This is a genomic window from Microbacterium sp. bgisy189 (assembly GCF_965345345.1).
Classification (GTDB): domain Bacteria; phylum Actinomycetota; class Actinomycetes; order Actinomycetales; family Microbacteriaceae; genus Microbacterium.
Map to the genome: position 1 here is coordinate 418,617 of NZ_CBDRMZ010000001.1, position 20,043 is coordinate 438,659.

At 68.1% G+C, this 20,043-nt stretch carries 23 protein-coding genes and 1 pseudogene; 13 read left to right on the plus strand and 11 right to left on the minus strand.

Features of this window, described 5'->3' with window-relative positions; all coding sequences use genetic code 11:
• Positions 1-51: 51 nt before the first annotated feature.
• Positions 52-1,722 carry a urocanate hydratase gene (gene hutU, locus ACSF8R_RS02025; protein WP_434810167.1) on the plus strand — a complete coding sequence of 557 codons (1,671 nt, stop codon included), beginning with the start codon at positions 52-54 and terminating at the stop codon, positions 1,720-1,722.
• Positions 1,719-2,963 (plus strand): imidazolonepropionase, encoded by a 1,245-nt coding sequence (hutI, locus tag ACSF8R_RS02030; RefSeq protein WP_434810168.1) that lies wholly within the window; start codon positions 1,719-1,721, stop codon positions 2,961-2,963. Before hutU ends, hutI begins: the two co-directional genes overlap by 4 nt.
• A gap of 15 nt (positions 2,964-2,978) precedes the next feature.
• On the opposite strand, the gene ACSF8R_RS02035 is transcribed toward hutI, so the two are convergent.
• Genes ACSF8R_RS02035 through ACSF8R_RS02050 form a run of 4 tightly spaced genes read right to left on the minus strand, consistent with a single transcriptional unit; the run spans position 2,979 to position 5,996 of the window.
• Entirely contained in the window at positions 2,979-3,449 is a 471-nt protein-coding gene (locus ACSF8R_RS02035; RefSeq protein ID WP_434810169.1) for a SixA phosphatase family protein, read from the minus strand.
• On the minus strand, positions 3,446-4,339 hold the full coding sequence (locus ACSF8R_RS02040) for an arginase family protein (protein WP_434810170.1): 894 nt from the start codon (positions 4,337-4,339) through the stop codon (positions 3,446-3,448). Before ACSF8R_RS02040 ends, ACSF8R_RS02035 begins: the two co-directional genes overlap by 4 nt.
• Positions 4,339-4,683 (minus strand): gamma-glutamylcyclotransferase family protein, encoded by a 345-nt coding sequence (locus ACSF8R_RS02045; protein WP_434810171.1) that lies wholly within the window; start codon positions 4,681-4,683, stop codon positions 4,339-4,341. Before ACSF8R_RS02045 ends, ACSF8R_RS02040 begins: the two co-directional genes overlap by 1 nt.
• A gap of 41 nt (positions 4,684-4,724) precedes the next feature.
• A complete protein-coding gene (locus ACSF8R_RS02050) occupies positions 4,725-5,996 on the minus strand; it encodes a DUF445 domain-containing protein (protein WP_434810172.1) in 1,272 nt (423 codons plus the stop codon).
• 34 nt (positions 5,997-6,030) lie between these two features.
• Between ACSF8R_RS02050 and ACSF8R_RS02055 the strand changes: the two genes are divergently transcribed.
• Positions 6,031-6,303, plus strand: coding sequence for a metal-sensitive transcriptional regulator (locus ACSF8R_RS02055; protein WP_434810173.1), 273 nt, complete (start codon positions 6,031-6,033; stop codon positions 6,301-6,303).
• 4 nt (positions 6,304-6,307) lie between these two features.
• Complete coding sequence (locus ACSF8R_RS02060; protein ID WP_434810174.1) at positions 6,308-7,054, plus strand: NUDIX hydrolase; 747 nt, start codon at positions 6,308-6,310, stop codon at positions 7,052-7,054.
• Between the two features lie 9 nt (positions 7,055-7,063).
• Here the strand turns inward: ACSF8R_RS02060 and ACSF8R_RS02065 are convergent, their stop codons facing one another.
• Genes ACSF8R_RS02065 through ACSF8R_RS02075 form a run of 3 tightly spaced genes read right to left on the minus strand, consistent with a single transcriptional unit; the run spans position 7,064 to position 9,176 of the window.
• Entirely contained in the window at positions 7,064-8,230 is a 1,167-nt protein-coding gene (locus ACSF8R_RS02065) for an acyl-CoA dehydrogenase family protein (RefSeq protein WP_434810175.1), read from the minus strand.
• Positions 8,231-8,250: 20 nt separating this feature from the next.
• On the minus strand, positions 8,251-8,790 hold the full coding sequence (locus tag ACSF8R_RS02070) for a TetR/AcrR family transcriptional regulator (protein ID WP_434810176.1): 540 nt from the start codon (positions 8,788-8,790) through the stop codon (positions 8,251-8,253).
• Complete coding sequence (locus tag ACSF8R_RS02075) at positions 8,787-9,176, minus strand: DUF4260 family protein (protein WP_434810177.1); 390 nt, start codon at positions 9,174-9,176, stop codon at positions 8,787-8,789. The genes ACSF8R_RS02070 and ACSF8R_RS02075 overlap by 4 nt, the downstream gene beginning before the upstream one ends.
• 61 nt (positions 9,177-9,237) lie before the next feature.
• Here ACSF8R_RS02075 and ACSF8R_RS02080 point away from each other — a divergent pair, with 61 nt between their 5' ends.
• The gene (locus ACSF8R_RS02080) at positions 9,238-9,642 is read left to right on the plus strand and encodes a pilus assembly protein CpaE (RefSeq protein WP_434810178.1); all 405 of its coding nucleotides are present in this window, start codon (positions 9,238-9,240) and stop codon (positions 9,640-9,642) included.
• A gap of 4 nt (positions 9,643-9,646) precedes the next feature.
• On the opposite strand, the gene ACSF8R_RS02085 is transcribed toward ACSF8R_RS02080, so the two are convergent.
• Together ACSF8R_RS02085 and ACSF8R_RS02090 are read right to left on the minus strand one after the other, a co-directional pair.
• A complete protein-coding gene (locus ACSF8R_RS02085; protein ID WP_434810179.1) occupies positions 9,647-10,402 on the minus strand; it encodes an alpha/beta fold hydrolase in 756 nt (251 codons plus the stop codon).
• Between the two features lie 132 nt (positions 10,403-10,534).
• The gene (locus ACSF8R_RS02090) at positions 10,535-11,740 is read right to left on the minus strand and encodes an MFS transporter (RefSeq protein WP_434810180.1); all 1,206 of its coding nucleotides are present in this window, start codon (positions 11,738-11,740) and stop codon (positions 10,535-10,537) included.
• A gap of 386 nt (positions 11,741-12,126) precedes the next feature.
• On the opposite strand from ACSF8R_RS02090, the gene ACSF8R_RS02095 reads away from it, so the two are divergent.
• From ACSF8R_RS02095 to nrdF, 4 genes are read left to right on the plus strand one after another with little or no spacing between them, the layout of a single operon-like run.
• Positions 12,127-12,357, plus strand: coding sequence for a redoxin NrdH (locus tag ACSF8R_RS02095; RefSeq protein ID WP_434810181.1), 231 nt, complete (start codon positions 12,127-12,129; stop codon positions 12,355-12,357).
• A gap of 17 nt (positions 12,358-12,374) precedes the next feature.
• Positions 12,375-12,806 (plus strand): class Ib ribonucleoside-diphosphate reductase assembly flavoprotein NrdI, encoded by a 432-nt coding sequence (nrdI, locus tag ACSF8R_RS02100; protein ID WP_434810182.1) that lies wholly within the window; start codon positions 12,375-12,377, stop codon positions 12,804-12,806.
• Between the two features lie 5 nt (positions 12,807-12,811).
• The gene (gene nrdE / locus ACSF8R_RS02105) at positions 12,812-14,944 is read left to right on the plus strand and encodes a class 1b ribonucleoside-diphosphate reductase subunit alpha (RefSeq protein ID WP_434810183.1); all 2,133 of its coding nucleotides are present in this window, start codon (positions 12,812-12,814) and stop codon (positions 14,942-14,944) included.
• Between the two features lie 46 nt (positions 14,945-14,990).
• A complete protein-coding gene (nrdF, locus tag ACSF8R_RS02110; RefSeq protein WP_434810184.1) occupies positions 14,991-15,968 on the plus strand; it encodes a class 1b ribonucleoside-diphosphate reductase subunit beta in 978 nt (325 codons plus the stop codon).
• 641 nt (positions 15,969-16,609) lie between these two features.
• Here nrdF and ACSF8R_RS02115 read toward each other — a convergent pair.
• Complete coding sequence (locus ACSF8R_RS02115) at positions 16,610-17,587, minus strand: helix-turn-helix transcriptional regulator (protein ID WP_434810185.1); 978 nt, start codon at positions 17,585-17,587, stop codon at positions 16,610-16,612.
• 102 nt (positions 17,588-17,689) lie between these two features.
• Here ACSF8R_RS02115 and ACSF8R_RS02120 point away from each other — a divergent pair, with 102 nt between their 5' ends.
• A complete protein-coding gene (locus tag ACSF8R_RS02120; RefSeq protein WP_434810186.1) occupies positions 17,690-18,139 on the plus strand; it encodes a VOC family protein in 450 nt (149 codons plus the stop codon).
• Between the two features lie 178 nt (positions 18,140-18,317).
• Here ACSF8R_RS02120 and ACSF8R_RS02125 read toward each other — a convergent pair.
• A pseudogene (locus ACSF8R_RS02125) lies at positions 18,318-18,446 on the minus strand (glyoxalase); the annotation flags it as partial.
• Positions 18,447-18,549: 103 nt separating this feature from the next.
• Between ACSF8R_RS02125 and ACSF8R_RS02130 the strand changes: the two are divergent.
• From ACSF8R_RS02130 to ACSF8R_RS02140, 3 genes are all read left to right on the plus strand, one after another.
• Entirely contained in the window at positions 18,550-18,960 is a 411-nt protein-coding gene (locus tag ACSF8R_RS02130) for a MarR family winged helix-turn-helix transcriptional regulator (protein ID WP_434810187.1), read from the plus strand.
• Complete coding sequence (locus ACSF8R_RS02135; RefSeq protein WP_434810188.1) at positions 18,957-19,358, plus strand: hypothetical protein; 402 nt, start codon at positions 18,957-18,959, stop codon at positions 19,356-19,358. The genes ACSF8R_RS02130 and ACSF8R_RS02135 overlap by 4 nt, the downstream gene beginning before the upstream one ends.
• A 203-nt stretch (positions 19,359-19,561) precedes the next feature.
• Complete coding sequence (locus ACSF8R_RS02140) at positions 19,562-20,020, plus strand: DUF3817 domain-containing protein (RefSeq protein ID WP_434810189.1); 459 nt, start codon at positions 19,562-19,564, stop codon at positions 20,018-20,020.
• The last annotated feature ends 23 nt before the right edge of the window (positions 20,021-20,043 follow it).

A 20,043-nucleotide genomic window follows, 5' to 3' on the forward strand; every position in this document is an offset into this window, starting at 1 on the left:
GACGCTGTACAGATCACCGAAGAACGAACGGCGACGCCAAGGGAGGCAGCCATGACCACGACCCGCACCGTCCGCGCGCCGCGCGGACCCGAGCGCACGGCGAAGAGCTGGGGTGCCGAGGCCGCCAAGCGGATGCTGATGAACAACCTCGACCCCGAGGTCGCCGAGCACCCCGAAGACCTCGTCGTCTACGGCGGCACCGGCCGCGCCGCCCGCAGCTGGGAGGCGTACGACGCGATCATCCGCACCCTCGACGAGCTCGAGCCCGATGAGACGCTGCTCGTGCAGTCCGGCAAGCCGGTCGGCGTGTTCCGCACGCACGAGTGGGCGCCGCGCGTGCTCATCGCCAACTCGAACCTCGTCGGCGACTGGGCGACGTGGCCCGAGTTCCGGCGCCTCGAATCGCTCGGCCTCACGATGTACGGCCAGATGACCGCCGGGTCGTGGATCTACATCGGCACGCAGGGCATTCTGCAGGGCACCTACGAGACCTTCGCCGCCGTCGCCCGCTCGCTCGGCCGCGACTCGCTCGCCGGCACACTGACCCTCACCGCCGGCTGCGGCGGGATGGGCGGCGCGCAGCCACTCGCGGTCAAGCTCAACGACGGCGCCGTGCTCATCGTCGACGTCGACGAATCGCGCCTGGCCCGCCGCGTCGCGCACGGGTATCTCGACGAGTACACGACCGACCTGGATGCCGCGGTCACCCGCGTCAGCGCTGCCCGCGACGCCGGCGAGGCGCTCTCGGTGGGGGTCGTCGGCAACGCCGCCGAGGTGTTCCCCGAACTGCTGCGCCGGCAGGCATCCGGTGACGTGCAGATCGACATCGTCACGGACCAGACCAGCGCCCACGACCCGCTCGCATACCTGCCGGTGGGCGTCGCGTTCGACGACTGGAAGGCCGACGCCGAGCGCGACGCGGAGGATTTCACCCGCCGCGCCCGCGAGGCGATGGCCGAGCACGTCGAGGCGATGGTCGGGTTCCAGGATGCCGGGGCTGCCGTCTTCGACTACGGCAACTCGATCCGCGCCGAGGCGAAGCTCGGCGGCTTCGAGAACGCGTTCGCCTTTCCGGGGTTCGTGCCCGCCTACATCCGGCCGCAGTTCGCCGAAGGCCGCGGCCCGTTTCGCTGGGTGGCGCTGTCGGGTGATCCCGAGGACATCGCCAAGACCGACCGCGCCGTGGCAGAGCTCTTCCCCGACAACGCCGGGCTCGTCCGGTGGCTCGAGAAGGCGGGGGAGACCGTGCACTTCGAGGGACTCCCTGCCCGCATCTGCTGGCTCGGGTACCAGGAGCGGCACCTCGCCGGGCTGAAGTTCAACGAGATGGTCGCGTCGGGCGAGTTGAAGGGTCCGGTCGTCATCGGCCGCGATCACCTCGACGCCGGTTCGGTGGCGTCCCCGTACCGCGAGACCGAGGCGATGGCCGACGGATCAGATGCGATCGCCGACTGGCCGCTGCTGAACGCGCTGCTGAACACGGCATCCGGCGCATCGTGGGTCTCGATCCACCACGGCGGCGGGGTCGGCATCGGCCGCTCGATCCACGCCGGCCAAGTCACCGTCGCCGACGGCACGGAGTTGGCCGCCGAGAAGCTCGCGCGGGTGCTCGTCAACGACCCCGGCACCGGCGTCATGCGGCACGTGGATGCCGGCTACGACCGCGCCCGCGAAGTCGCCGCCGAGCGCGGCCTCAACGTGCCGATGGCGGAGACCCAGTGACCGCGACGCTGCTGACGAACATCGGCGAGCTGACGACGAACGTCGCCGCCGACGGCGACCCGTGCGGCACGCTGCACGACGCGGCGCTGCTGATGGAGGACGGCCGCGTCGCGTGGGTCGGCCCGGCGAGCGAGGCGGGGGACGTTTCGTCTCGCTTCGCTCGCTCAACGACCGGTGGGGTCACCTCGGTCGTTGAGCGAGGAGCGCAGCGACGAGACGAAACGCCGCTCGAGGTCGTCGACGTCGGCGGTCGAGCGGTCATCCCGGGGTTCGTCGACAGCCACACGCACCTCGTGTTCGGGGGCGACCGGGCCGACGAGTTCGAGTCGCGGATGGCCGGCATCCCGTATGTCGCCGGCGGCATACGACGCACCGTGGCGGCGACACGGGCCGCGTCCGACGACGAGCTGCGTGCCAGGCTGCTCGGCTTCGTGGCCGAACTCCACGCGCAGGGCACCACGACGTTCGAGGTGAAGACGGGCTATGACCTCACCGTCGAGGGGGAGGCGCGACTCGCCCGACTCGCCCGCGAGGTGACAGACGAGGTCACCTTCCTCGGCGCGCACGTCGTTCCGGCCGAGTACGCCGACGACCGCGACGGCTACGTCGACCTCGTCACCGGTCCCATGCTCGAGGCCGTGAAGCCGTACGCGAAGTGGTTCGACGTGTTCTGCGAGACGGGTGCGTTCACCCCCGCCGAGACCCACCGCATCCTGCTCGCGGGCATCGGCGCCGACCTCCTGCCGCGCCTGCACGCGAACCAGCTCGGCTACGGCGAGGGGGTCGCGATCGGCGTCGAATACGGGGTGTGGTCGGTCGACCACTGCACCTACCTGTCCGACGACGACGTCGCAGCGCTCGCGGGCTCCGACACGGTCGCGACACTGCTGCCGGGGGTCGAGTTCTCGACGAAGCACCCGTACCCCTCCGCGCGTCGCCTCATCGATGCCGGTGTGACGGTGGCGCTCGCGAGCGACTGCAACCCCGGCACCAGCTTCACGAGCTCGATGCCGCTCATGATCGCCCTCGCCGTGCGCGAGATGGGGATGACGCCCGGCGAAGCGGTCTGGGCTGCGACCGCCGGCGGCGCGAGGGCACTCAACCGCACCGACGTCGGCCAGCTCGGCGTCGGCGCGCGGGCGGACCTCGTCGTGCTCGATGCCCCGACGCGCGTGCACCTGGCCTACCGGCCCGGCGTGCCGCTCGTGCGCGACGTCTTCAAAGACGGCGCGCCGGTCTGACGCCGCGCGGCCACCTCACCGCGGCGAGTCGAAGCTCCACTCGTCGGGGTCGATCGCTGACGCGACGTCCCAGTCGTCACTCGTCCACGTGAATGTCGCGACGGCGCACGTCGGCATGTGGCCGATGCCGCCACCCGACAGCCGTTCGGCGAGCACCGTCATCCCGGGATCGTGCGCGACGACGGCGACGGCGTCCGCACCGGATGCCGCGGCTGCCGCGAGCAGTGTGCGCTCCGGGGCGCCGTACAACTGCTCGTCGAGCACCGGGTCAAGGCCGAACGCGTCGCCGAAGTAGCCCGCAGTGGTGCGGGCGCGCACTGCGGTCGAGGCGAGGATCGCATCGAGGCGAAGGCCCGTCCCGTGCAGGCGTGCTGCCATCACGGGGGCATCTCGAAGCCCACGCTCGTTCAGCGGCCGGTCGTGGTCGTCGAGCCCGGGGTCGCCCCAGTCGCTCTTGGCGTGGCGAATCAGCACGAGCGTGGTCACACGGTCTCCTTTCGGGCGCCGAGGCCCGCCAGCAGGTCGAGCACGCAGAGCGCGGCGAGCCGCACCGTACGTCCGTCGGGCACATCGGCGGTCGCGTCGACCTCGACGATGTCTGCCCCGACCACGCGCGCATCTGCCGCGGCTCGGCGCACCAGGTCGCGCAGTTCCCACGCCTGCAGACCGCCGGGCACCGATGCAGGGCAGCCCGGCGCGACCGACCGGTCGCACACGTCCACGTCGATGTCGAGATGAACGCGCGAACCGGCAACGTCGAGCGCTTCGGCCATGACGTCGGCGGTCCCGCGGCGTCGCACCTCGTCGAGTCCGATGACGCGGATGCCGTAGTCCGCCGCGCGGCGAGCGTAGGCCGCTGAGTTCGCGAAGTCCGCAATGCCGATCTGCACGATGCGTGCCGGGTCGAGGCCCTCCTCGATCAGGCGGCGGACGGGGGAGCCGTTGGATGCGCCGTCACGCAGATCGAAGTGCGCGTCGAGGGTGATCAGTCCCGTCGCGCCGAGCCCTTGCGCCGTCGCGAAGGTGATCGAGTTGTCGCCGCCGAGCGCGATCAGCAGACCGGCATCCAGCGCACCCACCCGCTCGCGCACTCGCGCCTCGCCGGCGTGCCCATCGGGATCGGCGACATCGCCGGCGTCGGCGATCGTCAGAACCTCGTTCAGGTCGACCGGCGGCGGGCCCATGACGGTGGGGCTGTAGCGGCGCAGCGCCTCGCGCACGGCGCCGGGGGTCGCGTGTGCACCGGTGGGCGACAGCGACGTGCGGAACGCCGGGATGCCGAGGATCACGGCATCCGCCCGCCCCGAAGGGCGGGGCCAATCGCCGGCGCGCGGCCAGAGCGGATCGACACTGAGTGCAGGACGGATGCTGTTCATCAGCCGAGATACACCCATGCTTCGCGGCCGCTGGCGAGCGTGACCCGCTCGCGGTGGAACAGCGACATCTCGAACTCGTCGGCGGCGTCGACCTCGTCGTCGGTGAGGTGCAGCACGCGGCCGGTCACCTTGTCGCGGGCTGTGCCGGTGCGGCGCAGCATCGGATGCACGGTCATGCCGGTGCGGTCGCTGAAGCGTGTGTCGCGGATCTCGACGTAGTCGGCGGTGTAGCCGGGGAGCACGTCGGGCTCGGTCTGAACGACGCGCCCGAACGTGTCGAGCTGGAGCTCGGGCTGCTGGAGCGCTCCGTAGCTGAACAGCAGTGCACCCTGCCCGGTCTCCATGGGTCCAGGCTACCCGGGAGCAGGTCCGCAGACGAGGGCGATCAGCCCAGGAATGCGTGTGCGATCGTGAAGATCACCAGGCCCGCCAGGGCGCCCACGATGGTGCCGTTGAGGCGGATGTACTGCAGGTCGCGGCCCACCATGAGCTCGATCTTCTCGGTGGTCTCGGCCGGGTCCCACTTCTCGACGGTGTCGGTGATGATCGAGGCGAGGTCGTGGCGGTAGCGGTCGACGAGGAAGACGGCGGCGTCGGTGATCCTGTCATCCACGCGCCGCTGGAGCGCCTCGTCGGTGGCGAGGCGCTCGCCGATCTCACCGAGCGCAGCGGCCGCGCGGCGACGCAGACCGCTCTCGGGGTCGGCGAGCGAGGCGAGCAGGCCGTTCTTCGCCGTGTTCCACGCCTCCGCGGCGAGTTCCCGCACGCGCGGACTGTCGAACACGGCGCTCTTGGCGTCTTCGAGACGCCCGATCGTCGCCGGGTCGTGCTGCAGATTGTCGGCCAAGCGCGCCAGGTACCCGTCGACGGCTCGCCGAGCCGGGTGGTCCGGGTCGGCCTGCACGGCCGCCGTGAACTTGACGGCCTCGTGATAGACCGTGTCGTCGACGAGCCGCATCGCGACCGACGGCACCCACGAGGGCAGACGGCGCGAGACGAGCCCCGTGAACGCCTCACGGTTCGCGGCGAGCCACGTCGCGATGCTGTCGACACCGAGGTCGACAGCGCCGCGGTGCGCGTCGGCGGTGACCACCCGGTCCAGCCAGCCACCCAGTGTCGGGCCCCACTCCGGGCTCAGCAGGTGCTCGCGGGCGAGGTCGCTGATGAGGTCTTGCACCTCGTCGTCGCTGAGCGCGGTGAGGATGCCCGAAGCGACCGTCGCGCCCTCGGCGGCGATCTTCTCGGCGTTGCCGGGCTCGCGCAGCCACTCGCCGGCCTTCGCCGCAATGCGTGTGGATTCGAGCTTCGCGCGCACGACATCGGAGGCGAGGAAGTTCGTCTCGACGAATTCACCGAGGCTCCGGCCGATCTCGTCCTTGCGGCGGGGAATGATCGCGGTGTGCGGAATCGGAATCCCGAGTGGATGCCGGAACAATGCGGTGACCGCGAACCAGTCCGCCAGTGCACCGACCATGCCGCCCTCAGCCGCGGCCCGCACATACGCCCACGCGGGCATCGTCTGCTGCAGCGCGAACGCGATCACGAACAGGATCGCCATCGCCGCGAGTGCGCCCAGCGCGACGCCCTTCATCACCCGCAGGCCACGTCGACGCTCCTGGTCGGCGGGACTCAGCAGGTGCGGCGGGGTGCTCGGCATCCCGACATCCTCGCACGCGGGTTATCCTTTCCGCGTGATCGACGACATCCGCAAGCGCGCCCTGCACCGAACGAGCATCATCGAGGGTCAGGTGCGGGGGCTGGCGAAGATGATCGAGAACGAGGACTACTGCATGGACATCATCGCCCAGTCCCGGGCTGTGCAGAAGGCGCTCGCCTCGCTTGACAAACTGCTCGTCGAGAACCACCTGCGCACCCACGTCGCCCACATGTTCGAAGCGGGCGGCGAGCAGCGGGAGCAAGCCGTCGCCGAACTGTTGAAGGCGTACGACTTCGACGCGCGCTGAACCCATGAGCGACAGTCCTGCCCTCGGCGCCCGCGCCGAACTCGCAGCCCTCGCCGTGCGGGTACGCCGCGGGGGAGCGGCCCTGCCCGAACTCGCAGCGCTTCCCACGGCAGAGGATCCGCGTGCGGCCGCGGTGCTGATCCTGTTCGGTGTGCTCGACGACCTGCCTGCAGGTCGCGACGCGGACGATCCCGCCGTCTCGCGCGACCTCGACGTGCTGCTGCTCGCGCGCGCCGAGTCGCTGCGCTCGCATCCGGGACAGGTCGCCTTTCCGGGCGGACGCGTCGACCCGAGCGATCGTGACCCGGTCGCGGCAGCGCTCCGTGAGGCGACCGAGGAGACCGGCCTGGATGCCGGCGGTGTCGAGGTGCTCGGCGCGCTCGAAGACGTGCCGCTTGCCTACTCCGGTCACCTGGTCACGCCGGTGCTCGCGTGGTGGCGGCATCCGTCGGCGGTGCGCGTCGTCGACGAGGCCGAGTCCTCGGCCGTGTTCCGCGCTCCGGTGGCCGACTTGCTGAACCCCGAAAATCGCGGCGTGACGGTCATCCGACGAGACGGTCAGGAGTGGCGTGGGCCTGCGTTCCTGCTGCCGGCACGGGGCGCCGAACCCGAGCACCTGGTGTGGGGGTTCACGGGCATGCTGCTCGACGGCCTGTTCACGCGCCTCGGCTGGACCGAGCCGTGGGATGCCGACCGCGAGATCCCGCTGCCGCCCGGCGTCGGCACCTCAGCCGACGACACCGGCACCTGACCGAGCCGCTCAGGGGAGTGGGCCGAGCCAAGCGGTCGCGACCGTGCTGTGCGCCGACTCCGGGTCGGAGGGGTGGAACATGCCGGCCAGCACGTCGCGGTACAAACGGCTGAGCTCGCTGCGGGTGAAGTACGACGACCCGCCCGCGACGAGCATCGCGTCGTCGACGACCCGCTTGGCGGTGGTGACGGCGCGGTGCTTGAGCCCGCTGAGCTTCGCGAACCACTGGCCGCCATGGTCGACGAGACCATCCACGTCGCCGGCGATCGCGTCGATCTGCGGCGGCAGCGCGTCGTAGGCGAGCGCCATGTCGGCGATGCGCCAGCGGATGTCGGGGTCTTCGCTGTACGGGGATCCGGTCTTCTTCGACGTGCGGGTTTTGACAGTCGCCACGGCGACCTCGAGCGCCCGCCGCGCGATGCCGGTGTAGACGGATGCCAGGAGCACCTCGAAGACGCTGAAAATGCCGAACACGAGCGGGTCGGGATTCGGGCCTGGTGCAATGCGGCGCACGACCCGGTCAGCGGGGGCGACAGCGCCGTGCAGTTCTGTCGTGCGCGATTGGGTGCCGCGCATGCCGAGGGTGTCCCAATCGTCGCGGGTGACGACGGCATCGGTGCGGGGAACGAACGCGTAGACCATCTTCGGGCTGTCGGGGCTCGTGGTGTCGAGGCCGTGCAGGCCGAGTTGGGTCCACACGGGTGCGAGCGATGTGAAGATCTTCGTTCCCGTGAACGCATAGCCGCCGTCGGACTGCGGGACGGCATCCGTGTCGCTGCCGAAGAGGACGAGGTCGTTGCCCGCCTCGCTGATGCCGAACGCGAACACCTCGCCCGACGCTGCGCCTTCCTGCACGAAGCGGAGGTCATCGATGCCGCGGTCCTCGAGCACCTTGGCGACGCCGGTCCACACCAGGTGCATGTTGACCGCGAGGGCGGTCGCGGGGGCGGCGCCGGCCAGTCGCTGCTGCAGCACCGCCGCTTCACGCAGGCCGAGGCCCGCACCGCCGCGCGCGGTCGGAACGAGGATTGAGAGATACCCCGCGGCGCGCAGGTCGGCGAGGTCCTCCTCGGGAAAGACGTTGTCGCGGTCGACGGCGGCAGCCCGACCGCGGATGCGCTCGAGCAGGTCGTCTGGCAGGTGGTCGGTCGGGGAGAAGGTGCTCACGCTCTCCATCTTCGTCCCATCTGCGGCGGTCAGGGTCGCCGGTCTGCCTCCGACGCCCAGCGTTCGGCGGTGTCGATGAGCACGTCCCATGAGGCGTCGAGGTCGGCGCCGGGCGGATAGCGGTCGGCGATCTCGAGCACGATCAGCCCGTGCGCCCACGCCCACAGGGCGCGGGATCGTGGGTGGTGGTCGACGTCTTCGCCGAGCAGACGCAACAGCGGCAACATCGCCGCAACTTCATCCTCGGCGACCGATAGTCGTTCCCGGTCGAGAGGTCGGGCCGTCATGAGGCGGTACCGCTGGGGCTTGGTCGCGGCGTACGCCCGGTACACCTGCGCGAACCCGCGCGCACCGTCCGCATGTGCGAGCGCCGCGCCGAACTCGCGGAACGCTTCCGCGATGAGCGCCGCCTCGACATCGGCGATCCCGTCGAAGTGCTTGTAGAGGCTCGGCGGCTTGATGCCCGCCGCCCGTGCGAGTTCGCCGACGCCGAACCGTTCGAGTCCGACGGCTTCGAGCACGTCGCCGGCGAGGGTCGTGAGTGCGATTCGGCGGTCGGTCGCAGTCATCGCGCCACCGACCCGGCCGCTGCGCGGTGGGCCGAGCGGATGCTGCCGTCGGGCTCGCGAGGCCCGTAGCCGGCGACGCGGTCGATCGCGATGTGGAGCAGCCACGCGCACCCCGCGACGAAGGCGAGCGCCGAGAACACGATGCCGACCAGCATCGTCACAACGGGCAACCACGGATTGTGGAGCAGGTTGTAGAACGCGACACGGCTCGGGCGCAGTCGACCGGGGCGACCCGGGTCGAACGCGCCGATCAGTGCGACGTCGGGAAGGATCGCGGCGGCGAGGATGGTGCCGCCGAACAGCCAGCCGTGCTTGACCGACTCGAAGATCGCGAACCCGAGGAGGGCGAGCGCGAGGAGCGACCAGAGTACGCGAGGAATCGTCATACGGCTAATAGTATTAGCCCGCCTCTCGACCGTCAAGGCGGGGGAGGAGCAGGATGGATGCATGATCTCGACCGACCTCGCCCTGCGGCTACGTGCGGCAGGACTCGTGTGGCGACCGGCATCCGGCGATCGCTTCCAACTCGACGAACCCGAATTCGAAGCCGACGTCTTCACCGTGAGTGAGATGACGATCGAGCCGAAGGCGTACCCGACCGGCGCGATCCTCGCGTTCAACGGAACCACCGAATGGGCCCTCGACTCGGTCGCGCTCGAAGACACGCTGTGGCTGCCGAGGGAGGATCAGCTGCGCGACATGCTGCGCGGCGCCTTCCGCGCACTGCGGCGACTGCCCGACACCCACGTCGTCGAGATCGAGCTCGACGGAGCGTCGCTGGGGTTCGAGCATCCGCTGCCGGAAGATGCGTACGCGCTCGCCGTGCTCGCGATGCTGACCCGCATCGCCTGAAGGCTCAGGCCAGGGCGTCGCGCACGTGGCGCATGGTGTCTTCGGGGCGATCGCGGTGCGGTGAGTGCCCGGCGCCGAGCACGGTCGAGACGGTCACGACCCTGTTCGCGCGCACCTCGTCGGCAAGGCTCGGACGGAAGATCGAATACACCGCGGGGTCGCTCGCGATGACATGCGTGGGCACCGTCAGACGGGATGCCGCGGCCCGGACGTCCCACGGCTGGTTCTGTGCACTGGTCTGCTCGACCGCCCACCGGCTCGCCTGCTGCGCCGACAGCGCCTTCAACTCGATGTCGTGCGGGTGCCAGTCGGGATGTTCGGCGCGCACGGCATCCTGCGATGGATCGGCGAACGAACGCTCCTGGCTGTTGCGCACGACATTGCGGTCGCGACCCTTCAGATGGATCGCCGGGTCGATGAGGATGAGCCGGCGCGTCCACGCCGGCGTGCTCGCACTCGCGACGGTCGCCGCCGCACCGCCCAGGGAGTGCGCGATCACGAGATCCCACGGCTCGTCATCGGCCGGAGCCGTGTGCACGAGGTCGGTCGCGTAGGCGTCGATCGTGTAGTCGAGGGTGCGGGGGGCCGTGCCGTGGCCGCGGAGGTCGACGGCATCCGCCCGCCAGCCGGCTCCTGCGAGCTCGACGCCGTACCGCCACATGAGCGCACCGTTCGAGCCGAGCCCGTGCACCAGCAGTGCGTGACGGGTGGCGTGCGGTGAACCCCAGGACAGGCGCGGGAGCGTGACGGGTGCGACCATGCTGTCAGCCTACGAGGCCACCCAGTCGCCGCCGAAACCACACGATTTCGCCGAGCCCACACGATCTTGCGCGCGGAACCGTGTGGGTTCGTGCAAGGTGTGAGGGTTCGCGAGAGGTCCGAAGCATCCGGGTCAGGTGATGACGGGCACCGGTTCGGTGTCGGGGATGGGACTCACGTCGCGGCCGCGGAGGTCGGGGAACCCGCGCACGCAGGTCACGGCGACGATCACGCCGACGACGGCGAACGCGGCGCCCGCGATGAAGGCGCCGACCGGCCCGACACCGTCGATGAGGAATCCCGCGACCGCAGACCCCGCCGCCGCGCCGATGAGCTGACCGGTGCCGATCCAGCCGTACGCCTCGGCCGTCTCGCTGAACTTCACGCTCGCCGACGTCATCGCGAACATGACCGCGAGGGCGGGGGCGATGCCGACGCCCGCGATGAACAGGGAGGCGCCCAGCCACCACACCGTGAGCGAGATCATCGTGAGGCTGAGGCCGACCGCGACGATCGCGAGGCGACGCGCCATCGCCCAGCGCCCGATGGGGATGTGCCCGAAGGCAAGGCCGCCGGCGAGGCTGCCGACGGAGAAGACCGCGAGCACGAGCCCCGCCTCGAGCCCGTCATGGCCGAACGCCGCGACGACGCCCGCCTCGACCGCCGCGCACGCGCCGATCAGGAGGAAGCCGACGATCGTGGCCAGCAGCACGACGGGCTTGGCGAGCACCTTGCCGAACGCGCGGCGGCTGCGCGGGATGCGCACTCGACCGACCTCGGGGGAGAGGATGAACCACGCGCCGCCCCCGGCCAGGATGACGGCGATCAGCAGCAGCGCGGGCACCGTGCCCGCCTGCGTCGCGACGAGCGTGATCACGACGGGCGCGAGAATCCAGATGATCTCTTGCAGACTGGCATCCAGCGAGAACAGCGGTGTGAGCTGGCGCGAGGTCACGAGCTTCGGATAGATCGTGCGCACCGCGGACTGCACGGGCGGTGTCGAGGTGCCGGCGATGAGGCCGAACACGATGTAGCCGGGCAGTTCCATCGGAAGCAGCGCGAGTGCGAGGATCGCGGCGACGCACACGGCCGAGGTGAGGGTGAGTACGCGGCGGATGCCCCATACGCCCATCCAGCGGCTCGTCACCGGCCCCGAGACCGCCTGGCCGATGGATGCCGCCGCAAGCACGAGGCCGGCAGCCCCGTACGAACCGGTGACCTGTTCGACGTGCAGCAGGATCGCGAGGCTCGTCATGCCGTTGGGGAATCGCGCCGTCAACTGTGCCGCGATGATGCGCGCCACGCCCGGTGCGCGCAGCAGCTCCCGATATCCCGCCACGACTCCAACGGTAGTCCTCGGACGGGGCGAGTCCGTGCGGACGGAGAGGTGTGATCCGCGACACGCCGACGACACGCCGAAGCGCGATTTCCACAGGCCGGCGGATGTCGGAGCCCCCTCGTAGCGTCCAATCTGTGGACAGGTCGAGAGGCGCTCGACGAAAAGGCCCGGATTCAGGCCCTTTCCAGGTTCGCGACGGCGTGCCGAGGCTGTGGATGAATCGGTGGACAACCTGTGTTGAACATGGGGAAAGCGGGGGAAAACTACAGTGATGTAACTACTATCCCTTGTGGTGCACCCCAATGTCCGTACCCATATGTAGTATTGGACTCCCGGCGGGCACCTGCCGGACATGAACAAGATTTCGAGGGGAGAAACGGGTCGACATGGCGATCACCGTCTACACGAAGCCGTCTTGCGTGCAGTGCAACGCGACGTACCGGGCACTGGACTCGAAGGGCATCGATTACGAGATTCTCGACCTGTCGGAGGACCCGGCTGCGCTCGAGCACGTGAAGAGCCTGGGCTACCTCCAGGCCCCGGTCGTCGTCACCGACGAAGACCACTGGTCGGGCTTCCGTCCCGACAAGATCGACGAGCTGGCTTCGCGCCTGTAAGCCGCGGCGGCGCAGACATGCTCACCGCAACGCACGCGCCGCTGCTCGTCTACTTCTCGAGCGTCTCCGGAAACACGGCGCGTTTCATCGAGAAGCTCGGGATGCCGTCCGTCCGCATCCCTCTGCATGCCACCGACCCGGCCGTGGTGGTCGACGAGCCGTTCGTGCTCGTGACCCCCACGTACGGCGGCGGCCAGGGCAGAGGAGAAGAGAAGGGCGCCGTCCCGAAGCAGGTGATCAGGTTCCTCAACGACGAGCGAAACCGCACGCATCTGCGCGGAGTGATCTCCGCGGGCAACACCAACTTCGGCGAGCACTTCTGTCTCGCCGGCGACATCATCAGCCGCAAGTGCGATGTGCCCCACTTGTACCGGCTTGAACTTTTCGGCACACCCGACGACGTCGCCGCTGTGAGCGACGGATTGGAACGATGGTGGAAGCGACAGTGACCGACATGGCCTTCAAGAGCGAGGCGCGTTTCGAGGGCATGGACTACCACGCCCTCAACGCGATGCTCAACCTGTACGGCGAGGACGGCAAGATCCAGTTCGACGCCGACAAGCGTGCCGCGCGGGAGTACTTCCTGCAGCACGTGAACCAGAACACCGTGTTCTTCCACTCGCTCAAGGAGCGCCTCGACTACCTCGTCGACAAGGAGTACTACGAGGGCGCCGTCATCGAGAAGTACCCGTTCAAGTTCATCCAGAAGCTCAACGACTTCGCCTATTCGAAGAAGTTCCGTTTCGAGACCTTCCTCGGCGCGTTCAAGTACTACACGAGCTACACGCTGAAGACGTTCGACGGCAAGCGCTACCTCGAGCGCTTCGAGGACCGCGTCGTGATGACGGCCCTGGGCCTCGCCGACGGCAACCAGGACCTCGCGATGGAGCTCGTCGACGAGATCATCGCCGGCCGCTTCCAGCCCGCGACGCCGACCTTCCTCAACACCGGCAAGGCCCAGCGCGGCGAGCTCGTCAGCTGCTTCCTGCTGCGCATCGAAGACAACATGGAGTCGATCGCCCGCGGCATCAACTCCGCCCTGCAGCTGTCCAAGCGCGGCGGCGGCGTCGCCCTGCTGCTGAGCAACATCCGCGAGTCGGGTGCGCCGATCAAGCAGATCGAGAACCAGTCCTCGGGCATCATCCCCGTCATGAAGCTGCTCGAAGACAGCTTCAGCTACGCCAACCAGCTCGGGGCCCGCCAGGGCGCCGGTGCCGTCTACCTCAACGCGCACCACCCCGACATCATGCGGTTCCTGGACACCAAGCGTGAGAACGCCGACGAGAAGATCCGCATCAAGACGCTCTCGCTCGGTGTCGTCGTGCCCGACATCACCTTCGAGCTCGCCAAGAATGACGAGGACATGTACCTGTTCTCGCCGTACGACGTCGAGAAGGTCTACGGCGTGCCCTTCGGCGACGTCTCGGTCACCGAGAAGTACCGCGAGATGGTCGACGACGCGCGCATCAAGAAGACGAAGATCAACGCGCGCGAGTTCTTCCAGACCCTCGCCGAGATCCAGTTCGAGTCGGGCTACCCGTACATCATGTTCGAAGACACGGTGAACAAGGCCAACCCGATCAAGGGTCGGATCAACATGTCGAACCTGTGCTCGGAGATCCTGCAGGTCAACACGCCGACGACGTACAACGAAGACCTCTCGTACGACCAGATCGGCAAGGACATCTCCTGCAACCTGGGCTCGATGAACATCGCCCTGGCGATGGACGGCCGCGACCTCGGCAAGACCGTCGAGACCAGCATCAGGGCGCTGACCGCGGTGAGCGACCAGAGTCACATCCGCTCGGTCCGCTCCATCGAGGACGGCAACGACCGCTCGCACGCGATCGGCCTCGGGCAGATGAACCTGCACGGCTACCTCGCCCGCGAGCACGTGCATTACGGCTCGGAAGAGGGCCTGGACTTCACGAACATCTACTTCTACACGGTCCTGTTCCACGCGCTGCGCGCGTCGAACGCGATCGCGATCGAGCGCGGCACGACCTTCGACGGGTTCGCCGACTCGACGTACGCGTCGGGAGAGTTCTTCGACAAGTACATCGAGCAGTCGTGGGAGCCGCAGACCGAGAAGGTCAAGGAGTTGTTCGCCGGCATCCACATCCCCACGCAGGAGGACTGGACGGCGCTGAAGGCCAGCATCCAGGAGCACGGCATCTACAACCAGAACCTGCAGGCGGTGCCGCCGACCGGTTCGATCTCGTACATCAACAACTCGACGAGCTCGATCCACCCGATCGCGTCGAAGATCGAGATCCGCAAGGAAGGCAAGCTCGGCCGCGTCTACTACCCGGCGCCGTTCATGACGAACGAGAACCTGGAGTACTACCAGGACGCGTACGAGATCGGCTACGAGAAGGTCATCGACACGTACGCCGCCGCCACCCAGCACGTCGACCAGGGCCTGTCGCTGACGCTGTTCTTCAAGGACACCGCCACCACGCGCGACATCAACAAGGCCCAGATCTACGCCTGGCGCAAGGGCATCAAGACGATCTACTACATCCGTCTGCGGCAGCTGGCACTGGAGGGCACCGACATGACCGAGTGCGTCTCCTGCATGCTCTGAGCTGCGTTTCGCCTGCCTCCACTCGCTCAACGACCAAGGACACGCAATGACCCCCGAGCCGCTCAAGCTCATCGATCACGTCCAGGCGATCAACTGGAACCGCATCCAGGACGACAAGGACCTCGAGGTGTGGAACCGCCTCGTGAACAACTTCTGGCTGCCCGAGAAGGTGCCGCTGTCCAACGACATCCAGTCGTGGAACACGCTCACCCCCGAAGAGCAGACCCTCACGATGCGGGTGTTCACCGGCCTGACACTCCTGGACACCATCCAGGGCACGGTCGGCGCCGTCTCGCTCATTCCGGATGCCATCACTCCGCACGAGGAGGCCGTGTACACCAACATCGCCTTCATGGAGTCGGTGCACGCGAAGAGCTACTCGTCGATCTTCTCGACGCTGTGCTCGACGAAGGAGATCGACGAGGCGTTCCGCTGGTCGGTCGAGAACCCGAACCTGCAGCGCAAGGCATCCATCGTCATGGATTACTACCGCGGCGACGAGCCCCTCAAGCGCAAGGTGGCCTCGACCCTGCTGGAGTCGTTCCTGTTCTACTCGGGCTTCTACCTGCCGATGCACTGGTCGAGCCGCGCGAAGCTCACGAACACGGCCGACCTCATCCGCCTCATCATCCGTGACGAGGCCGTGCACGGCTACTACATCGGCTACAAGTTCCAGAAGGGACTTGAGCAGGTCACCCAGGCCGAGCGCGACGAACTCAAGGACTACACGTTCTCGCTGCTGTACGAGCTCTACGACAACGAGGTGCAGTACACGCAGGACCTCTACGACGCCGTCGGCCTCACCGAAGACGTCAAGAAGTTCCTGCACTACAACGCCAACAAGGCGCTCATGAACCTCGGCTACGAGGCGATGTTCCCCTCGAGCGTGACGAACGTGAACCCCGCCATCCTGTCGGCGCTCTCGCCCAACGCGGACGAGAACCACGACTTCTTCAGCGGCTCGGGCTCGTCCTACGTCATCGGCAAGGCCGTGGCGACGGAGGACGACGACTGGGACTTCTAGTCTCGAGTTTCTGACTCCGACCCGAAACGGCCGGTGAGAGGCCCGGAACCGCAGGACTCTGCGGATTCGGGCCTCTCTCGTGCCTTCTCTCGAGAGACAGAGGAGGACAGCAATGAACAGGAACGTCCGTTCGGTGTGGCACGGGGGTGGCACGCGCCCACCTGCTTGGGGAGCCCGCAATCTCCCGCTCACGGGCGTTGCCCCTATAGGGATCGACGGCAAGGACCTTGAGCCTGTGTGTGGGGTAGGCTCCGCGACTTCTCCTAGGGAAAGGTCATCAAGAATGACGTACCTCATTCCTTCTCTGCCCGAAGACCCGGAAGCGTCCGTTCAGTGGACGAGCAGCTCAGAGTCCACGTACCGATTCACCAACGTCGGACCTGGTCGGTGGATCGTCCCACCGTCGAAATGATCACGCCTTTGAAGCGCGTCTGAGTCGCGCAGGTGGGTACTTCGATTTCTGGACCGAGCGCGGTAATCCCAGTTTCACCGCTACGTCCATCTCGCTCGGAGAGGTCTTCTCGAAGTTCCTTTGAGCGACCGTGGCGCTGCGCGTGATCGGGTCCACCGGGGATCGCCGACGGCCAACGCGTGCCCGCAAAGCACGCTCACCGCGCAATGCACGTTTGAGGATCCCGATGTCACGTCGCGGCGGTCGCTCGGTAGCGGTGAGCAAGCGTGGCGAAAGCGTCTCGTAGTTCGGGTGGGCCGATGACTTCAATCGGCACTTCGAACCGGCCGAAGGAGGCGGCGAGGGAACCCCAGGACCAGGACCCGGATTCCAGGATCGTTCGGCTCGGCCCGGCCGCGCGCGCGGTCCCATCGCCGATGAATGGCAGGGCAGCCTCGATGGGGAGATCAAGGATCACGGAACCCTGGCACGCCCATTTGTTTGTTTCGGAGCCCTTGAATCGGGCCGAGACGAACTCTTCGACATCACCGCCGGGAACGTCTCGTTGCGGGAAGTGTGGCCCGGTGGGTGTGCGTGGGGTGATTCGTTCGACGCTGAACAGTCGCCAGTCGTCTCGCTCGATGTCCCAGGCGAGGAGGTACCAGTGTCCCTGCGCGTTGACGAGGTGATGCGGCTCGACGCGACGCGGAGGACCGAACCCGTCGGGGGCAGGTTGTTGGCGTGGCGCATAGTCGAAGCGCAGCAGGACTCGGTCGCGGATCGCTCTTGCGAGCTCGACGAGCAGCTCGAGGGGCACCGCGGTCGGCGCGGGGCCGCCCGGCCGTTGCGCGACGGCGACGATCGCGAGCGCATCGAGCCGATGCCGCAGTCGCGACGGCATGACCTGCCGGATAGTCGACAGTGCCCGAGCCGCTGGTTCGTCGAGGTCGGCGCCGACAACGCTCGCGGTCTGCAACGCGATGGCGACCGCGATGACCTGAGCGTCATCGAACAGCAGCGGGGGCAGTTCGGCGCCCGCGGCGAGCCGGTACCCACCATCAGGGCCCATGGTGGCCTCGATCCGGTAGCCCATCTCGCGGAGGCGCTCGATGTCGCGCCGCACGGTGCGGTCGCTGATCTCCAACCGCTCGGCAAGCAACGAGCCCGGCCAGTCACGCTGGGTCTGCAGCAGCGACAGCAGATTCAGCAGGCGAGTGGTCGTGGACATGCTCGAAGAGTAACTAAAGTCTAGGACTGAAACAGACCTACTCATGATGCATCGTCGATGTTGCGGACGCCAGACGGGCACGCACCGACGACAGGAGCATTCATGACCATCCAGACCACCACTCACCTGAACTTCCGCGGGGACGCCCGGGCGGCTCTTGAGTTCTATCAGTCCATCTTCGGCGGCCACCTCGTCGTCAACACGTACGCCGAGTTCGGCATGCCGGCCGAACTGCCCGGTGCCGACAATGTCGTGTTCGGCCTCGTCGCGGCCGCGAACGGCTTCCGCATCATGGGTTACGACGTCCCGGGTTCCAGCGAAGGAGGCCTTATGGGCGGGGGTGCCACCCGGCGCGAGAACCACACCACCGTGACGGAGCAGGCGCTGTTCGTCTCGATCAGCTCGGACAGCCTCGAAGAACTGCAGGGCTACTGGAAGGGCCTCGTGGTCGACGCCGAGATCGTCGAGCCGCTCGCCGCATCCGCCTGGAGCGCCGGCTTTGGCATGCTCACCGACCGCTTCGGTGTCACCTGGAGCATCTCGGTCTCCTGAGCGCTACCGCCGGCGGACGAGGACTGGGACTTCTGACGCGGGGTGGATCAATGCCGCGCAGCGGCGTTGATGCGCGCCGGGTCAAGGTTGAGTAGCCGCCGGAGGCGGCGTATCGAAACCCAGCGGGTGCGTTGAACCAGCGTGAGGGTGGATGCTTCGGCATCCGCCCTCATTGCGTTCAGCCGTAGTTCGGCAACTGCTGCAGCGTCCACCTGTTGCCATCGGGGTCGGCGAAGGTCACGAAGCGGCCCCACGCCTGCTCGTCGACACGGTCGGCCTCGACACCGGCTTCACGCAGTAGTGCGAGCTCGATCTTCCAACCCATGGCTGCCCCCTTGTTCGCGCCCTTGCGTGAACGCAGCGGTAGGCCTGACCACCGACACAGTCGACCCGTCACTACCATGGTGCCTATGCCCCAGGAGAGACCGCGCTTCAGCCCCGTCATCGCGCTGCTGGCGGTCTCGGCGATGTGGGAGGGGCAACTCGCCGCAGCCCTGAAAGACCTGGGTATCTCCACGCGGAAATTCGGCCTCCTCGGCCACGTCGCCGCAGAGCCCGGCATCTCGTTCTCCGAACTCGCCCGCCGCTCGCACATCACGGTGCAGTCGGCCCACACCGCCGTTCGTACGCTCGTTGACGATGGACTCGTCGCGGATGCCACGGCGCACGCCGGCGCCGCCTCAGACCTGCGCGTGACCGAGAAGGGAGACCGCGTCCTCGCGCAGGCGCGACAGCGGCTCGCAGAACTCGACCGTGCGTTGTCGGACCGGTTGCCGGCCGTCGCGACCTCGCTCGACGGGATCCGCGCGGGGATCGTGTGACCTCGTTCCGAGAGGTCGCGCGCACTGCGGCACGGGTCAAGCTCGCGGCCCTGCTCGGCGCGGCCGGCGTCGCGCACCTCACCACCCTGCGCCGCGGGTTCCGCATCACGGTGCCCGATTGGGCGACGAAGCTCCTGCGCACAGACAAGGACACGATCGTCGTCGTCTCGGGCGTCGTCGAGATCCTGCTCGCGGTAGCCCTGCTGGTGCTGCCGGGGGAGCGGCGCCGGGTCGGGCTTGCCGTGGCGGCGTTCTTCGTCGCGGTCTTCCCCGGCAACGTGCACCAATGGCGCACCGGACGCTCCGCTCCCGGGCTCGACACCGACGCGAAGCGACTCGCGCGCCTGTTCCTGCAGCCGCTGCTCGTCGTGTGGGCCGCCTGGTCGACGCGGCGCTAGGTTTCGATACACCGCCGCTGCGCGGCGGCACTCAACCACCGGATGGTGCACGCGCCGCTGCGCGGCGGCATCCTCGGGTGCGAGCCGTCACGCGACTGCGCCAACAATCAGCAGCTGCGGCATCGATCGATGGCGCGGATGCCGGGAACTGGCGCGGTCGTGGTGCGTCGGGACGCGATCAGAGCTTCAGGTATGCTGAAGGTATGTTCCGAACCCCCTACACGCTGTTTCGCGCGCTCGCGATCGCCGAGATGTTCTCGTGGACGCTGCTGATCGCGGCGCTCATCGTCCGCGCCATCACCGACTGGGGGCTCGCCGTCACGATCGGCGGCGGCATCCACGGGTTCGTCTTCCTCAGCTACGGGGCCACCGCGATCCTCGTCGCCCTCAACAACCGGTGGAAGGTCGCCCCGACGATCCTCGCGATCGCCTCGGCCGTGATCCCCTACGCGACGGTGCCGGTCGAACGCTGGCTGCACCGCCGCGGGCTGCTCGAGGGAAACTGGCGCACCGAGTCCACCGGCGACGACCGCTGGTACGACCCGCTGCTGCGTTGGTTTCTGCGCCGGCCGTGGGCGCTTGCGCTCATCATCGTCGGCGCGATCGTTGCGTTGTACTCCGTGCTGCTGATGGTCGGCCCACCCGGGGGCGGCGACCACTGACGCTCAACGTCGCGGGGGTTGTG

What these genes read in the sequence shown, in the direction of transcription:
- hutU (WP_434810167.1), top strand. Translation starts at nt 52, where the DNA reads ATGACCACGACCCGCACCGTCCGCGCGCCGCGCGGACCCGAGCGCACG.
- ACSF8R_RS02040 (WP_434810170.1), bottom strand. Translation starts at nt 4,339, where the DNA reads ATGAACAGCATCCGTCCTGCACTCAGTGTCGATCCGCTCTGGCCGCGC.
- ACSF8R_RS02045 (WP_434810171.1), bottom strand. Translation starts at nt 4,683, where the DNA reads ATGGAGACCGGGCAGGGTGCACTGCTGTTCAGCTACGGAGCGCTCCAG.
- ACSF8R_RS02050 (WP_434810172.1), bottom strand. Translation starts at nt 5,996, where the DNA reads ATGCCGAGCACCCCGCCGCACCTGCTGAGTCCCGCCGACCAGGAGCGT.
- ACSF8R_RS02060 (WP_434810174.1), top strand. Translation starts at nt 6,308, where the DNA reads ATGAGCGACAGTCCTGCCCTCGGCGCCCGCGCCGAACTCGCAGCCCTC.
- ACSF8R_RS02065 (WP_434810175.1), bottom strand. Translation starts at nt 8,230, where the DNA reads ATGGAGAGCGTGAGCACCTTCTCCCCGACCGACCACCTGCCAGACGAC.
- ACSF8R_RS02070 (WP_434810176.1), bottom strand. Translation starts at nt 8,790, where the DNA reads ATGACTGCGACCGACCGCCGAATCGCACTCACGACCCTCGCCGGCGAC.
- ACSF8R_RS02075 (WP_434810177.1), bottom strand. Translation starts at nt 9,176, where the DNA reads ATGACGATTCCTCGCGTACTCTGGTCGCTCCTCGCGCTCGCCCTCCTC.
- ACSF8R_RS02080 (WP_434810178.1), top strand. Translation starts at nt 9,238, where the DNA reads ATGATCTCGACCGACCTCGCCCTGCGGCTACGTGCGGCAGGACTCGTG.
- ACSF8R_RS02085 (WP_434810179.1), bottom strand. Translation starts at nt 10,402, where the DNA reads ATGGTCGCACCCGTCACGCTCCCGCGCCTGTCCTGGGGTTCACCGCAC.
- ACSF8R_RS02095 (WP_434810181.1), top strand. Translation starts at nt 12,127, where the DNA reads ATGGCGATCACCGTCTACACGAAGCCGTCTTGCGTGCAGTGCAACGCG.
- nrdI (WP_434810182.1), top strand. Translation starts at nt 12,375, where the DNA reads ATGCTCACCGCAACGCACGCGCCGCTGCTCGTCTACTTCTCGAGCGTC.
- nrdE (WP_434810183.1), top strand. Translation starts at nt 12,812, where the DNA reads ATGGCCTTCAAGAGCGAGGCGCGTTTCGAGGGCATGGACTACCACGCC.
- nrdF (WP_434810184.1), top strand. Translation starts at nt 14,991, where the DNA reads ATGACCCCCGAGCCGCTCAAGCTCATCGATCACGTCCAGGCGATCAAC.
- ACSF8R_RS02115 (WP_434810185.1), bottom strand. Translation starts at nt 17,587, where the DNA reads ATGTCCACGACCACTCGCCTGCTGAATCTGCTGTCGCTGCTGCAGACC.
- ACSF8R_RS02120 (WP_434810186.1), top strand. Translation starts at nt 17,690, where the DNA reads ATGACCATCCAGACCACCACTCACCTGAACTTCCGCGGGGACGCCCGG.
- ACSF8R_RS02130 (WP_434810187.1), top strand. Translation starts at nt 18,550, where the DNA reads ATGCCCCAGGAGAGACCGCGCTTCAGCCCCGTCATCGCGCTGCTGGCG.
- ACSF8R_RS02140 (WP_434810189.1), top strand. Translation starts at nt 19,562, where the DNA reads ATGTTCCGAACCCCCTACACGCTGTTTCGCGCGCTCGCGATCGCCGAG.